10 protein-coding genes and 1 tRNA gene are annotated in these 15859 nt (G+C 37.3%); 5 read left to right on the forward strand and 6 right to left on the reverse strand.

Going from position 1 to position 15859, the window contains the following annotated elements:
* The 6 genes from FLUTA_RS06835 to FLUTA_RS06860 all read right to left on the reverse strand — a co-directional run bounded on the left by FLUTA_RS06835 (position 1) and on the right by FLUTA_RS06860 (position 8370).
* Positions 1-2466: a hybrid sensor histidine kinase/response regulator gene (locus tag FLUTA_RS06835; RefSeq protein WP_013686127.1), complete on the reverse strand. Its 2466-nt coding sequence runs from the start codon at positions 2464-2466 to the stop codon at positions 1-3.
* Between the two features lie 373 nt (positions 2467-2839).
* The gene (locus tag FLUTA_RS06840; RefSeq protein WP_013686128.1) at positions 2840-4129 is read right to left on the reverse strand and encodes a type II toxin-antitoxin system HipA family toxin; all 1290 of its coding nucleotides are present in this window, start codon (positions 4127-4129) and stop codon (positions 2840-2842) included.
* Positions 4129-4479, reverse strand: coding sequence for a helix-turn-helix domain-containing protein (locus FLUTA_RS06845; protein WP_013686129.1), 351 nt, complete (start codon positions 4477-4479; stop codon positions 4129-4131). The genes FLUTA_RS06840 and FLUTA_RS06845 overlap by 1 nt, the downstream gene beginning before the upstream one ends.
* Before the next feature lie 836 nt (positions 4480-5315).
* Positions 5316-5849, reverse strand: a complete 534-nt coding sequence (locus tag FLUTA_RS06850; RefSeq protein WP_013686131.1) for a hypothetical protein — start codon at positions 5847-5849, stop codon at positions 5316-5318.
* Between the two features lie 264 nt (positions 5850-6113).
* Positions 6114-6198 (reverse strand) — tRNA-Leu (locus FLUTA_RS06855).
* A 102-nt stretch (positions 6199-6300) separates the two neighbouring features.
* The gene (locus FLUTA_RS06860; RefSeq protein ID WP_013686132.1) at positions 6301-8370 is read right to left on the reverse strand and encodes a CotH kinase family protein; all 2070 of its coding nucleotides are present in this window, start codon (positions 8368-8370) and stop codon (positions 6301-6303) included.
* A 231-nt stretch (positions 8371-8601) separates the two neighbouring features.
* On the opposite strand from FLUTA_RS06860, the gene FLUTA_RS06865 reads away from it, so the two are divergent.
* The 5 genes from FLUTA_RS06865 (at position 8602) to FLUTA_RS06885 (ending at position 15850) form a co-directional block, all read left to right on the forward strand.
* Positions 8602-9621, forward strand: a complete 1020-nt coding sequence (locus FLUTA_RS06865) for a pseudouridine synthase (RefSeq protein ID WP_013686133.1) — start codon at positions 8602-8604, stop codon at positions 9619-9621.
* Positions 9622-9627: 6 nt separating this feature from the next.
* On the forward strand, positions 9628-10503 hold the full coding sequence (locus tag FLUTA_RS06870; RefSeq protein WP_013686134.1) for a hypothetical protein: 876 nt from the start codon (positions 9628-9630) through the stop codon (positions 10501-10503).
* Positions 10504-10681: 178 nt separating this feature from the next.
* A complete protein-coding gene (gene lysS, locus FLUTA_RS06875) occupies positions 10682-12382 on the forward strand; it encodes a lysine--tRNA ligase (RefSeq protein ID WP_013686135.1) in 1701 nt (566 codons plus the stop codon).
* Between the two features lie 291 nt (positions 12383-12673).
* Entirely contained in the window at positions 12674-13798 is a 1125-nt protein-coding gene (locus FLUTA_RS06880; protein WP_013686136.1) for a hypothetical protein, read from the forward strand.
* 30 nt (positions 13799-13828) lie between these two features.
* On the forward strand, positions 13829-15850 hold the full coding sequence (locus FLUTA_RS06885; protein WP_013686137.1) for an FG-GAP-like repeat-containing protein: 2022 nt from the start codon (positions 13829-13831) through the stop codon (positions 15848-15850).
* Positions 15851-15859: the final 9 nt, after the last annotated feature.

A 15859-nucleotide genomic window follows, 5' to 3' on the forward strand; every position in this document is an offset into this window, starting at 1 on the left:
TTAATTTAATTTTTCTTTTACTTGATCAATCATGTGTTGTGCTTGGTCCTCAAAAGCTTCCATGAGGTCTTGCATTTCATGAACAATTACGGTTTCTTTTCCCATACGTTCAATTTCTTTCAACGTTGTATAGCAATTATTTGCTCCAAAATGCTTGAAAGGCGCTGCTAATTGATGGGCCAATTCCGAAGTTTCGCTCCAGTTTTGTGCTTCGGCCAATTCTTTCATTTTGATTAACCCCTTTTCAGTCGAACTCACAAAAGTTTGAAGCAATTCTTTGTAGAAAGGCTCATTGTTATTGGTCAATTTTTGCAGACTTTTGAAGTCTGCTTCGTCTAATTCCGTTCCCATGTTGTGATCTTTATAAATGTGATACAATATCCCTCTTAATTCCTCTGGATTTACTGGTTTTGTTAGAACTTCTGCCCAACCAGATTCAAGCATTCGTTTTCTTTTTTCAGAATCCAGAGTCGCCGTCAAGCCAACTACTGGAATTTGATTCAAGGTTTCCATTTCTCCCATTTTCTGACGGAGTTCGTGACCATTCATTTCAGGCATTCGGATATCCAATAAGATAATGTCCACATCGTTGTTTTTCAACTGTTCCAAAGCTTCTAATCCGTTAGATGCTTCGAGTAAGGTTAAATTTATTCCATGAAACAGACTTCGTAGCAGTGTCCGATTAAATGGTTCATCATCTACAATCAATACGCTCTTATCTTTTAGGAAAGAGAAATCGGTGCGAGATGGCTCTCGTGGCACATCAATCTTATCTTCGGTTATTTCAAACGGTATTTCAATGAAGAAAGTAGTTCCAATTCCTTCTTTACTATTCACCCGAATGGAGCCATTTTGCTTGTCGATGATTTGTTTGGTGATACTTAAACCTAAACCTGTCCCTCCATATTTTCGTGTAACCGTCAAATCAGCTTGCTCGAAAGGCTCAAAGATTCGTTCTTTCTGTCCTGTAGACATTCCAATTCCTTGATCTTGCACTTCAATCAAACAGCGAATTTGTTTATCATCTACCTTTTCAAACTTTAAGAGAATGGTAATCAATCCGTCTTTCGAAAATTTATTAGCGTTGCTGATTAGGTTAATAATGATTTGACGAAAACGCAATGGATCTCCCAATACATTTGGAAAAGGAGCCTGATCTAATTCAACCACCAACTGATTGTTTCGTTCTTGTACCTGTAATTCATATTGTTCCTGGAGCATTGCAATTTCATTGGCAGGATTGAAGGCAATTTTTTCCAATTGAATATGGTCTTTTTCCAGTTTTGAAAGATCCAAAATTTCATTGGTGATTTGAGAAAGATGTTTCACAGAATTGCGAATAATCTTCACTTTTTTAGCAGCACTTGCATTCAAGGGTTCGAAAAACAATTGCTCCGTAAAACCAGAAATCGCATTCAAGGGAGTTCTAATTTCGTGACTCATTGTAGCCAAAAAGCGTGATTTTGCTTCTGTCAATTGATCACTTTTATCTTTTGCCAGTTCTAGTTGAAAATTCGTTTCTTTCGATTTTTTGAAAAGAGTAATGATTAAAAGAACAATCATTACAATCAGAAGAATAGAAATAATACTAAACAATAAGATGATTTGATTGGTTTCGGCGGCAACTTGCTTCGCATGTTTGGTTTCTTTCAATAGTTCTTTCTTATCCGACAACTCAATAGCTTGGAAAATTTGACTGATATGCTTACTCAACAGGTTATTTTCGCGTTCCAAATTCAACTTGTAGAGATTCAATTGGGATTCTTTGGAAACAGCCACATTCTTAACTGATTTTATCTTTTTGGCAATTTCATTGGTGCTTTCTTGTGCAATATCTGAGGCTTTTAACTTTACTCCTGGGGCAGCTACAACTTTAGTAGGCTCAGATTGTTTATTTTTTCGTTGAAACCATTTCTTTTTTGTTGGCTCTTCTTGTTGCGGAACTGGAACAACTTGAAGTGCATTGACCTCATCCCGAATTTCCATTTTTATTTTCGCGATTTGGCCGGCATTCTCTAGCTCATTTTCAACGATAGCCATGGTCTCGTTCACCCGGTTTTCATTCTTAATACTCATCAAGGTATCTAAATTGAAAAACCGCGCATTCACCAAATTTCCGAGTTTCTTGATCTGATTTTGGTAGTTTGAATCAGCAGGACTATAAGATTTAAGAAGCTCTATTTTGCGGTTTGTTTGAGATTCTAAAATTTCAAAATCCAAAAGTGCGTTGGGGTTGTTTTGATACAGATAAGAGTAGGTTAAATTATCCGACTTCAAAACATTGTTGTTCAAATCTCGGACAAGAAAGCGGCGTGTTTCCTTTAAATCTGTAGGGAGTGGGCTCTCGGAAACTTGTCCCAAATGATCATAAACCCAGTATCCAGTTGTGCAAACGAAGATTAAAAGCAACCCAATAATGACAAAGAGAATGCGTTCAAAAAGAATATTTCCCCAACTTTTTTTCATATTGACACAAATTTTCAATTTGAAAAATACGATAATTTTTTTGATCAACTCTTTTCAAAATGAATTTTAACGCTTATTTAGATTGTTTTATTTTTAATTAACGGGGTTGTGAAAAATTCCTCTTTAATAAAATAGGACAATTGCATTATTGTGTGAAGCGACTCAAAAACAAAATTCGCATAAATATCTAATAACTCAACTATGAAGTTGAGGAGCTTTGGTAGTCACAAATTGAAAAGTTTCTAAAAACGAAAAGAAATCGAACTTTTTGAAGGATATAACTGCAAGCTTCATTCTCGTTCTGTTTCTCATTCTCAAAAATAACGGCAGAAGAAAGAGTGAGATTGAGAACGAAAATGAAGACAAAAATTAGCTATAAAATTAAATGTGTAATTCCGATTGAATCACGTAGTTCGGTATCTACTTTTACATCATCTGCATAATCTTTCCAGTTCGATACTACGTTCGATACTTTATCAATTATCTCTTCAGCATTTTTAATATTCATGCTCTTACTAACCGCAAGTAGGTCTTGTCGTGTAATGTTTTTTCTTTTGCCGTTTATACTTAGCGCATGTTGACTTACCCAATCGCTTCCTGGTCTATATGCGTGACAAACATCATAGGCAGGTGATAACTTCCAATCTCCAGATTTATCCATTACAAAGGCAAAGTTTTTTGTATGGTCATCACAGTTTCTTGATATAACATTAAAAACCATTCTGCGGAAAAGTTCTTGTGCACTCGGATAACTTAATCCGAGCATTCGCATGGTTTCAAAAAGCTCTTCATAACTATATAAGTTAACCTCATTAAAATCGTAGTGTCTCATAGCACAGAATGTTTGAACATGAATTTTTCCCCTTCCATGTTCCCTGTCAAAACGCTTAGTCATGAAGTGTGCTCGTTCATTCTCTTCTAGTAATCTACATTCCATCATTTGTATCCCAGAATCCTTGGCCATTTTGTAGTATGCCATTTCCACTCGACCATATCCTTTAGATACACCAAATTGAGAATCAGACACACCATCGAACTTGATTAGCCAGTGTTCAAATCCTTTTGGTACGCTTGCTTGACCACTTCTAACTTCTCCACTATTTTCATTATACGCAATAAGAGCCTTTGCCCTTGCCCCACCTGCAGAAGAGCCAATTTTTAGAATTTCAAAAAGCGCTTTTTCCTCGTCCTCTGTTAGGTTTGTTGTGAAATCCTTCCTGCCTGTAAGTATTTCTTCTGCAATTTCAATTAGACTACCTAGTTCAATTTTAGTTGATGTATTCTTTGGTTTTGGTTGAACGGGTTCGAATTCTAGTGCTCCCATACCCCTTTCTCCAATGAAACATAAAGTCTCAACTGGATTTAAACTATTTGTTGGTCGTCCTTGCCTTGCCAACCATGTATTAATTAGAGCATTTCCATATTTATCAGGAAGAATATCTGCTAATAATCCAGGTAATCCTTTAAAAGTTGAGTTTTCTCTGTTTTCTGTGAACTGACACAAGTTTTCTCCTTGACTTATAGGCATTAGTATCGGTGATAAATCAAGGCCTGTTTTTAAAAATGTCGAATCGTACTGAAAAGTACCTAAACCTGTTTCTGGATCCCAAGCTATCGCTCCAACTCTTTTGTTCCAGATATTTACAAAGGCATTATTTATCATTACCAGTCTGATTTTTTACTTGTTGAGTCTTTTTTTTGACCAGAAGCTTTTTGTCGTTTCTTCATTTCCATTTCTGCCAACAGAATTGGGCTGATTTGGCTCTTCACCTCAAACGATTCGAAGACATGTAGTTTGTTGAGTATTCTTAGTACTTGAATCAATGTTATTAATTGACATCTTTTTCCCATTTCCAAATCCGAAAGAGTGGTTCTATTTATTCCCGCTCTTTCTGCTAGGTCCTTTTGTTTGATGTTCTGTTGTAAACGATGATGTTTAACAAAATCGCCTATTGTATGAATGATTGCATCATCACTCATCCTGTATATATTCATGATGCTTTTAACCGTCATAAAATTGAATTTTTAAGCTTTGTGATGTTTTTATACGACAAATATAGTTATTTTTTTGTTTAAAAAATCATTGTGTGATGGATAAAAGCATCATAAATAGCAATATTCGAATACTATGATGGATACATCCATCTTAATGGTTGTTAATTATACAGGGGGAAATCCTGGCCTTCCAATTCCTTTGACACCTGAAAACTCTATATGCTTGTAGCTACCCTTAAGTGTTTGCTCAGGGCTTTTGTTATCCAATATTATTATTTGTCTATTACCACCAATCATGGAAAGGTCATTAAAGAAAGAATTGACTATATCTGCTGAATAAAATCGTTTTCAAACTCCAGCAAACGAGCTTCAATTTTATTAATCTCATCCTCAAGAACATGTTTCTTAGCTAAATTTCTTTCGCCTTCAACAATTTTAAATAATCTCGATTTGATAAAATTTGCTTTTGGACTCAGCTCTTCATCAATTTTTAATTGAAGAATACTTTTCCTTCGTTAAATGCAAATCTTTTGACTGATCATTTATAAAGGCTTCAGCGGAAGCCTTTAATGCCAAAATAAAAGCATTTAGATCTCAATTTAGAGGTGTTAGGGATATCCAATATTTTTTATTCCGATTAACGCAAATTTATGCTTAGTCCCCAGAATTTGGTCTTGATCCGAAAAAAAGCTGATGAAGACAAATGATAAGAGCGAGCAACAGTGTGAGAGAAGAGGGCAATAAAAAAGCCGATGAAAATCATCAGCTTTTTTATTGGTACCTCGAAGCGGAAAGAAATCGAACTTTTGTGGAGAAGATATTACGTCAATAGTTCAACTTTATTTTCAAAGAAGTTATAAGCCCTCTCTCAAAAGAACTGATATAAACCAAATGATGGGTGAACAAACTAATATACCTGTAATGCTTCCTAAAACAATTGTCTGATTTCGATTAATTTTTATTGAATCAAATTTTCGTCTCCAAAAAAAGCTTGTAATAAGAAACATCAGAACCATAAAGAAACTTAGAATATAACCAACTTCGGTTCTTGGAGCAATTGGTCCATAAATGGCATAAGGATTAGAGAAAAGCAAAACAGCCAAAAATTTAATTGAAAAAAAAGTCCAAATCATAATATTGGTTATTCGAAGAATAGTCCTGTTGAAAGTAAATGCTGCAACTGCCACACAAGTGAAACAGTAAAAATGGGTTAAAACGCTCAACGTTTCAAATCCATAGACCACTCTTTCAACAATCCCGTTTTCCGTTTCATTGAATTCAAAATAAGTACATACAGGAAGAAAAATGGTTAAGGAAATTAATATTCCGGTTATTGAAGCAACAACCGCCATTTGCTGTTTAAGATCCCATTTATTCAGGAGTTTCATGCCCTTAGATATTATCGGTGGATTAATTGATTCTAAAAATAAAGAATAAATTCTGACAGAACTTCAATATAAACCTCATTTCTTTTCTTGCACTAAAAAATAACAGCTATGAACATCAATTTTTCGATTTAGCGCAATCTCACACTCGGTTCTCACACTCACACTGTAAAAAAGCTGATGGATAGAGCAATCGAGAAGAGTGAGCAACAGTGTGAGAGAAGAGGGCAATAAAAAAGCCGATGAAAAAATCATCAGCTTTTTTATTGGTACCTCGGGCCGGAATCGAACCGGCACACCCGAAAGTACAGGATTTTGAATCCAGCGCGTCTACCAGTTCCGCCACCGAGGCATTTATATTCTTGCTGTCCGACTGACAGCTACTTACCGATGTAAGCGGGTGCAAAAATAAGGAATTATTTCAAATCAGCAAGTGCATCTGAAAAAATCCGAATTATTTAATAATTTTCAAGACTGCTCGCTGATCTCCTTTTGTAATCTCAATGAAGTAAACCCCGTTTGCCAATTCGTGTAAATCAGTTATTGTTAACGATTTATCGGTTGTCGATTCCATTGTTATTTCGTGTGTTTTAATCATTCTTCCAGAACCGTCTCGGATAGTTAATTGTGCCCCAACTAAATCTGTTTGACTCCATTCTACTGTAATAATAGATGAAAAAGGATTCGGATAAGCAGTAATTTTATGAGTATTTACCAAATCCTGAATTCCAAGCATACTACAGCTATTCAATGTTCCTGGCATGTTTATATCTAACCATTCCAACCTTCTTTGAAACCAAGATTTCAAGCGCTGAACTTCTTCTGCGTATGTTTGACTTGGCGCTTGGACTTCTGGCGTTCCGGTTGCACTGCCCAAATGTCCCCAAGTTTGATAATGCCAAACCTGACTTTCATTCACAGCTTGGGCTACCGAATCAATTTTTGCATAGATGTAGGATTCTTTCAAAATGCTTCTCCTCATATCGTCATAACGACAACGTAGTTCATTGGCGAACAAAGTGTCTTCCAACAAACGAATGTACCATCCAGGAGCATTCACATCCTGATCGCATGCTCCATACATGAATTGAGAGCCGTCTTCAGAGCCGCTCCACATGTCTTTTTCAGCCCAATCGAAATCCCAAACCGGACCAGCTTTCATTTTTTTCACCGTTCCATCTACTTTATCTTTGTCTTTGGAGAAAAAACGACTTTTCTTAAAGCCATCTCCGTTTCTGCAAACTTCATTTACAATAAAATAATCAATGAAAGAAGGAACATCGATAAACGCGCGGTAGCCCAAACTTGGATGTGCGAAATTTGATCCGTACAAAGCATCTTCGTAATCATCGATGAAGTTTTGGATATAAGTCGTTTGCTGTGGCATCAGATCTTCTGGTTTTGGATACACGTAAACCATGTGAACATCCAATCCTGGGAATCCAATCGGACTGTGATTTAACAGCCACGAATCGTTGTTATTCCAATAATCGATTTTCAAAATATAACCCCCAGTAAGATCTACGCCAGCAATTTCGGTTGGGTCCAGTTTATTCACATCTACGCGATTATTGTCGCGTTTGATTTTTTCTCCTAGTAAATAAATTCCCTGATATTCTCCGTTCATGACCACGTCCACCAAACGCATTCTCGTTGCATAATGATCCATGGAATCAAATAGGTGGAAGGGAAGAATATTTCGAGCAAAAGATTTGTCGTTGTAATTTGCTAATAGCACCCAATCACTTTCAGCGGGCATTCCAAGTAAGGAAGAATCAATTGCATTCCCGTTGATATCCCATGTTTCAAGTGCGTAAGGCTTTTGTGGAAGCGATAAAGAATAGTTCCCACGGTATTCGATGCCAATTTTTCCATTGTATTCATTCGGAGAATCGCTCATGTAATTTCGAATTCCTTGTCCATTGAACCGAATTTTCATGTCTGCCATTACCTTTGGGTCATTCTGAATCACATTTCCATTCGTATTGATTTCAACAATGGGCAAAAGGGAAGAAGAGAATGCAAAATAACCAGCTGGGTTATTTCCAAACGCAATCGAAAAAGAAAGAACATTTCCTTGATCTCCACCATAATTATCATTCACCCGTAATTTCCACGTTCCATTCGGATTTTGACCGTTGTTGATCAATCCAATCTGTCCGACTGGTTTGAATGTTCCTGTATAAGGTGCTGTTCCTGAAGCTAAAATGGCAGCTGCATTTGCATTGAAACAGGTATTCGTAAAGTTGTCATCGGCACCGCCTGTATTGGAAAATAGCAAAACGGTCGTTCCATCGGGAGCAACAATCCAAACTGTTAAATCAGCATCGTACGTATGTGTCAAATTGATACAAACAGTTTCCAAACCAAAATTTGAGGTATCAACTGCATTTGGAAGTCCATTAACGGCAACAGGAATATCAATTGTTGCGTTGTCATTAATTGATCCACTTCCGCCAGTAAATGTTTGACAAAACACAGAATAAGAGATGCTTAGAAATAAGCAAAGAAGAGAGTTCTTCATAATTTTTCGCAGTTCAATAACGAAAATAGTTAAAATTGAATTAACAATTTCTTAATATTAGATTTTAGCAATGGGAAGAATTACGATTCTAAATAACTTGGAAATCTTCTCTTTGTGTTAAAACAAAAAGCATAAGTGAAACCACTTGATTTCCAAGTTTGTATCATTTTTCAATTAAACAACGTATCTTTGCCGCGTCTACTGCGATAGTAAACATTAATTCTGCTCGTGATGAACACAAGAAAAACAGGTACAGGGAAAGGCCGTACAACAACAGGAAGAGGTGCAAAGCCAAGTGGCTCAAAACCTGCTTCTAAATCTGGGAGACCAACTTCCAGAACAGAAAAACCAACGTCGAGAACGGAGAAACCTGCTGTAAGAGGCGGTAAACCTGCTCCAATTTCAGATCGTACTCGGAAAGAAAATCCAGAAGCACCAAGAAGTACTTCGTCAAAACCAGAAGGCACTGAAGAAACTTCAAAACACATTTTCAAACCAAAAGTTCGCAAGGGAGATCCATTGCCAACCTTCAATGAAGATGCGGTTCGTTTGAATAAGTATTTGTCCAACGCTGGGGTATGCTCCCGCAGAGAAGCAGATGTATTGATTCAAACAGGAGTTGTTTCAGTCAATGGGGAAGTAATTACCGAAATGGGTTATAAAATTAAGCCTGGCGACAAAATTCAGTATGACGGTGAAACAATTAATGCTGAAACAAAACGTTACGTATTATTGAATAAACCAAAAGGATTTATCACAACGATGGATGATCCACTAGGTAGAAAAACGGTAATGGGCTTAGTAATCAAAGCATGTAAGGAGCGTATTTATCCTGTCGGGAGATTAGACCGTGACACAACAGGTTTGTTGTTGTTCACCAATGATGGAGATATGGCTAAAAAGCTGACTCACCCGCGTTACGAAGCAACAAAAATATACCATGTTGAAGTCGATAAACCTGTTCAATCCGAACATTTGGAACAGTTGATGAGTGGAATTGAGTTGGAAGATGGTACTATTAAAGCGGATAAGGCTGAATACGTAAAAGATGGAAAATCTTCTCGTGAAGTAGGAGTTGAAATTCACTCTGGTAAGAATAGAATCGTTCGTCGTATGTTTGAGAAATTGGGTTACGAAGTAGTAAAACTAGATCGTGTTCAATTTGCAAGCCTGACGAAAAAAGATCTTCCACGAGGATATTACAGACATTTAACCGAGAAAGAGGTACATTTTCTTAAAATGACTAAATAATCAAAGATGTTTAGAAAGCTGTTATTCCTATTCCTTTTAGCAGTTATTGCAAACCCAGCTGATGCTCAAATTCGGAAGCATCAGCGCAAAAGAAGTACCAATGCTGGGACACTTTTTTTCTATTGGGGATACAATCGTACTGCATATACACAATCCAAGATTCATTTTATTGGATCTGATTACGACTTTACTTTAAAAGGTGTAAAAGCAACCGACAGGCAACCAAAATTTGATGCGAATCTCTATTTGAATCCAGCAAATATGACCATTCCACAATACAACTTCCGGATTGGATATTATTTCAATCAGAAGTGGGCATTTTCACTAGGAGTGGATCATTTCAATTATGTGATCAAGCCGAATAGTGAAGTTACTTTAGACGGACATGTAAGTACGGGAGTAGATTCTCTGTGGGAAGGAAATCACGACCAAGAAGTAGCGACTCTTGACAGAAATCACTTCCATTACGAGCATTCTGGTGGATTGAATTATTTACGCATTGAATTGATGCGTTCCTTTGATCTTTGGGAATTGGGAGACAAACGGCAATTTGCAGTTACTGGGAATGTCGGTTTAAACCTTGGTCCAATGCTTACGACAACGAATTTCTTATTTGCAAACGAACAAAGTAATCGTTCGACAGCACTTTCAGGATATGGAGTTGGGGCAAATGCAAGCGTTCGATTGGAATTCTTCAAACACGTATTCATTCAAGGAGAAGGTGGATTGGCTTTCGCTCATCTTCCTGGAGTTAAAACACGATCGGATGATAGAAATCAACGTGCCAAGCAAGCCTTCGGATTAGCAACCTACAATGTATCTTTGGGGTTGATGTTCTACATTAAAACCAAGAATGGCTGTGATAGCTGTCCACACTGGTAGAAAACAAGATCAAAAGGTTCAAAGAGTTTAAAGGGTTCAATTTGAACATTTGAACATTTGAACATTTGAACATTTGAACTATTAATAAAATGAAATACTAATTAAAAATAGACGTCGGATTTAAAGGTTATTCAAGTCCTAATATCTTAAAATCCTAGAGTCTTAATATCGAATAAAAATGTCACAAGAATTATCAGAACAAGAAATCCAGCGACGACAAACGTTGCAACATCTACGCGATGCGGGGATTGATCCTTATCCTGCAGCACTTTATCCCGTAACCGATTATTCGGCTTCAATCAAAAATAAGTTTGAGGAAGGAAAACAAGTTTGTTTGGCTGGTCGATTGATGAGTCAGCGGGTTATGGGGAAAGCTTCTTTTGGTGAAATCCAAGATTCTGAAGGAAGAATTCAAGTATACTTTAACCGCGATGAAATTTGTCCGGGAGAAGATAAAATGTTGTACAACGATTTATTCAAAAAATGGTTGGACTTAGGTGATTTCATTGGAGTAAAAGGAGAAGTATTCAAAACACAAGTAGGTGAGGTTTCCGTGAACGTGAAAGAATTTACCTTGTTGAGTAAATCATTGAAACCGCTTCCGACTCCTAGAACTGATGCAGATGGAAAAGTGCATGATGCATTTACAAACCCGGAATTACGTTACCGCCAACGTTATGTTGATTTGGTTGTAAATCCGCAGGTGAGAGAGGTTTTCGTGAAACGAACAAAATTATTCTCAGCGATGCGTAATTTCTTCAACGACGCGGGTTATATGGAAGTTGAAACTCCAATTCTGCAAGCAATTCCAGGTGGAGCTGCGGCAAGACCATTCATTACACACCACAATGCGTTGGATATTCCTTTATACATGCGAATTGCCAATGAATTGTATCTGAAACGATTGATTGTTGGTGGGTTTGATGGTGTTTACGAATTTTCTAAAAACTTCCGCAACGAAGGAATGGATAGAACACATAATCCGGAATTTACGGCAATGGAAATCTATGTTTCGTACAAGGATTACAACTGGATGATGGATTTCACAGAGCGTTTATTGGAACATTGCGCAATTGCTGTAAACGGAACATCAGAATGTACATTCAACGAACACAATATTAGCTTCAAAGCGCCGTACAAACGCGTTACGATGCGTCAATCAATCATTGATTTTACTGGTTTTGATATCGCTGGTAAATCGGAAGATGAATTGAGAGCAGCAGCAAAAGGAATGGGAATTCCAGTTGATGATACAATGGGGAAAGGAAAATTGATTGATGAGATTTTTGGTGAAAAATGTGAAGGAAATTACATTCAGCCAACATTTATTACTGATTACCCAAAAGAAATGTCGCCTTTGTGTAAAACACACCGTGATAATCCGGAATTGACTGAGCGTTTTGAATTAATGGTTTGCGGAAAAGAAATCGCGAATGCTTATTCAGAATTAAATGACCCGATCGATCAGCGCGAGCGTTTTGAAGATCAGGTTCGCTTAGCCGAAAAAGGAGATGACGAAGCTACTGGAATGATTGATCAAGATTTCTTACGCGCTTTAGAATACGGAATGCCACCAACATCTGGATTAGGAATTGGAATGGATCGTTTGATTATGTATTTAACCAATAATCCATCTATTCAAGAGGTATTGTTCTTCCCTCAAATGCGTCCTGAAAAAGTAGTTAAAGTTGTTTTGAATGAAAACGAACAAGTGATTTTCGATATTATGCAGCGTGAGAAAACAATGGAATTGCTTACATTGAAAGACTCTGTGAACTTGAGTAATAAGGCCTGGGATACAAGTATCAAAGGACTTACAAAACATGGATTATTGAAAGTGACTAAAATAGATGAAACATTAACTGTTGATTTGGTTTAGTTCGCTTTAAGATCATTTAAAGCCCTGGTCTGTTATGATGGATCAGGGCTTTTTTTCTTTTCAGGGATAAGTGCAAGCTTATCCACCACTTACCACGGTAACTAATTGTTAAAAATTTACTCTATCATCAATAAATCAACAAAATTTTCACAAACCTATCTTTTAAAGCAACTATCCATCTCGCATAATCATCTATAGTGTTATGAAACAATTACTAAGAGAATAAAAAATTATTGAAAAATAATAGTACCTTATTCCTAATTTACGAAACTGAGTAAAATCAACTACTTTATGAAGCAACAAAAAACTCGTTCAAATCACTGGTTTATTCCTATTTGTGCCATTGCTACATTTACATGTTTGCTTTTTCTCTTTCCAGCATGTAAGAAAAAACCAACTGTTGAACCAATTGTTCCTCCTGTTGAAGAAGAAACTGGAGTTTCTGTAGATTTAACCACCGTTCCTTATTCCAAATTATCTGATTATCGTTTCTTCGAAGGTGATTTAAAAAATCAAACTCCAGCAGAAAAGGTGATTCCTTATGAGCCAGCTTCAGGGCTTTTCACTGATTATGCCCACAAAAAAAGATTCATTTGGATGCCTACAGGAACGAGTGCAAGCTATGTTAATGATGGTGATGTGTTGAATTTACCAGTTGGCGCTGCTTTAATCAAAACGTTTTATTACGATAACGTTCAACCTGCAGGAAGTACACGCATCATTGAAACACGTATTATGATTCGAAAATCTAGTGGTTGGATTTTTGCCAATTATGTTTGGAATACACAACAAACTGAAGCTTATTTAGACCTGAATGGAAGCACGACCAATGTGAGTTGGATTCAAAATGGACAAACAAAAAGTACCGCTTATCGAATTCCAAATGAAACAGAGTGTAAAACATGTCATAAAATCAATGACCTGCCTATTCCCATCGGAATTAAGCCACAAAATCTAAATATTGATTATCCATACCAAAGCGGGATCCAAAATCAACTAGAAAAATTAATCGCTGTTGGGTATTTACAGAACACCCTTCCTGGAAATATTGTTTCTACCGTAAATTACATGGATCAAACGAAAACTGTTGATGAGCGTTTCAGATCATACGTCGATATCAATTGTGCACATTGTCATGCCGAAGGAAAACATTGTTCCTACCGACCAATGCGTTTAGCATTTTCAGAAACATCAGATCCTATTAATTTAGGTCTGTGTGTGGAACCGGATGACGATATTGATCCCGCCTACGTATACATCATCAAGCCAAATGATAAGAACCGCTCCATGATGCATTTTCGACTGGGCTCTACTGTTCCAAGTATACGCATGCCTTTACTCGGACGAACCATTGTTCACGAAGAAGGATTGCAGCTTCTTGAGGAATGGATTACCTGGAAACAAACCTGCAACTAACATACTATTTATGAACTAAAACCAAGAATTATGAAAATTAACTTTACATTTTTTCTGTTACTGGGAATTCCTGTGCTTTCTCAGGCTCAAAACTCCTGCGGAATGGCTGTGCCGGTTACAGCAGGAACTTATGCAGTTACAGGAGTTGACGGAATGGCTACCACTCTTGCCTGCGCCTCAGGTGGTAACACACAAACTGCTTCTGAATGGTACACTTACACTCCAACAGCAAATTATTCAGTAACTGTGACAACAGACCTTCCTGCCAGTGGTGGGACCGATACACGTTTCCATGTATACACGGGAGCTTGTGGTGCTGTTACTTGTTTTTCGGGAGATGATGACAGTGGTTCTGGATTAACTTCAACAGCAACTTTCAACGTAACAAATGGAACAACCTATATCATTTGTTTTGATAACAAATGGACTTCAGCTGGATTCAGTTTTATGCTGACAGAAGCTCCAATTATAGTTCAACCCACTCCACCCGTAACTTTTACGGCAAACACATTTCCATCCATTAGTGGAAATTATGGATTGGCCACCACAGATATGGACGGAGACTTTTTGGATGACATTGTTACCGTATCGTCTTCCAGCGTTCAGATCCTCTACCAGCAAATCAGCGGGGCTTACATCACGACAAACATCCCTACTCCTGCGGCTACTTTCGAGCCGTCATGGAGTATGGCAATCGGAGATCTTGATAAGAATGGATTCAACGACATGCTTTACGGAGATGGAAATGGCGTAACATTCATGAAAGCAAATTCAACAGGAACTGGATTTACTCAGGTTGCAGGTCCTGAATATGTATTTTGTCAGCGTACCAACTTTGTAGATATCAATAACGATGGTAATCTGGATGCCTTCTCTTGTCATGATGTTGATCCGAATGTTTACTATTTGAATGACGGAAGTGGAAATTTGGTCTTCCATAATAGCGGATTAGGTGATCACCCGGAAGGAGGAAATTACGGTTCGATTTGGATGGATTACGACAATGATGGCGACCAGGATTTATTCATCGCGAAATGTCGTGGTGGAGCTACGACAGCTAAAATCGACGAATTACACAGAAACGACAGCAATAACGGAAATGTTGTTTTCACGGATGTTTCTGTAGCAGCAGGAATGGCACAACCGAGTCAATCGTGGTCTTCCGCATGGAATGATTTCGATAACGACGGATTTATGGATGCCCTGATTGGTATCAGTTCATCAGCTGACGGCGGACATCTTTTAATGAAAAACGATGGCGACGGAACTTTTAGTGATGTAACAACAGGTTCAGGATGGGATACAAATCCTAGTACAAGCATCGAACATGTTTCATTTGATTTCGACAACGACGGTTTCACAGACGTAATGGGTGGAGATAATAAGATCCTGTTCGGAAACGGAGACATGACTTTCTACCCAATGGTTTATGCATTTTCAAGTGGTGCTGTCGGAGATATGAACAACGATGGATTCCTGGATGTTCGAAATGGAAACACCATTTACATGAATAATAAAAACAGTAACAATTGGATTACAATTAACCTACAAGGGATTCAAAGTAATTCAAACGGAATTGGTGCGCGTGTAGAAATTTACGGTTCTTGGGGAAAACAAATTCGTGATATCAGAAGTGGTGATGGGTTCAAATATATGAACACATTAAATGCTCACTTTGGAATTGGAACAGCAACAACGATTGACTCTCTGTTTATTAAATGGCCATCTGGAAAAGTAGATCAACTTACAAACCCAGCAATCAATCAGTCAGTAACAATTGTAGAAGGTGCACATCCATTAAGTTTAGTAGAAATTGACGGCAAAAAAATAAGTTTATTTCCGAATCCAACAACAGATTATTTAACCATTGAAAACTTCAATTTATTAGATGCATCAACTATTGAGATTTATACCCAACTGGGAGTGCGCGTTTTAAATACATCGAAACAAAATGCAACCATTCCATTAACTGGTTTGGCTAGTGGTCGCTATTTCTTAGTGATTCAAACTAAAAATGGAGAAAAATATTCAGAATCATTTATAAAAATGTAAACGAATAAA

Origin of the sequence: Fluviicola taffensis DSM 16823 (assembly GCF_000194605.1) — a bacterium.
Classification (GTDB): Bacteria; Bacteroidota; Bacteroidia; order Flavobacteriales_D; family Crocinitomicaceae; genus Fluviicola; species Fluviicola taffensis.

What these genes read in the sequence shown, in the direction of transcription:
- FLUTA_RS06850 (WP_013686131.1), bottom strand. Translation starts at nt 5,849, where the DNA reads ATGAAACTCCTGAATAAATGGGATCTTAAACAGCAAATGGCGGTTGTT.
- FLUTA_RS06860 (WP_013686132.1), bottom strand. Translation starts at nt 8,370, where the DNA reads ATGAAGAACTCTCTTCTTTGCTTATTTCTAAGCATCTCTTATTCTGTG.
- FLUTA_RS06865 (WP_013686133.1), top strand. Translation starts at nt 8,602, where the DNA reads ATGAACACAAGAAAAACAGGTACAGGGAAAGGCCGTACAACAACAGGA.
- FLUTA_RS06885 (WP_013686137.1), top strand. Translation starts at nt 13,829, where the DNA reads ATGAAAATTAACTTTACATTTTTTCTGTTACTGGGAATTCCTGTGCTT.
- FLUTA_RS06845 (WP_013686129.1), bottom strand. Translation starts at nt 4,479, where the DNA reads ATGACGGTTAAAAGCATCATGAATATATACAGGATGAGTGATGATGCA.
- FLUTA_RS06880 (WP_013686136.1), top strand. Translation starts at nt 12,674, where the DNA reads ATGAAGCAACAAAAAACTCGTTCAAATCACTGGTTTATTCCTATTTGT.
- FLUTA_RS06840 (WP_013686128.1), bottom strand. Translation starts at nt 4,129, where the DNA reads ATGATAAATAATGCCTTTGTAAATATCTGGAACAAAAGAGTTGGAGCG.
- FLUTA_RS06870 (WP_013686134.1), top strand. Translation starts at nt 9,628, where the DNA reads ATGTTTAGAAAGCTGTTATTCCTATTCCTTTTAGCAGTTATTGCAAAC.
- lysS (WP_013686135.1), top strand. Translation starts at nt 10,682, where the DNA reads ATGTCACAAGAATTATCAGAACAAGAAATCCAGCGACGACAAACGTTG.
- FLUTA_RS06835 (WP_013686127.1), bottom strand. Translation starts at nt 2,466, where the DNA reads ATGAAAAAAAGTTGGGGAAATATTCTTTTTGAACGCATTCTCTTTGTC.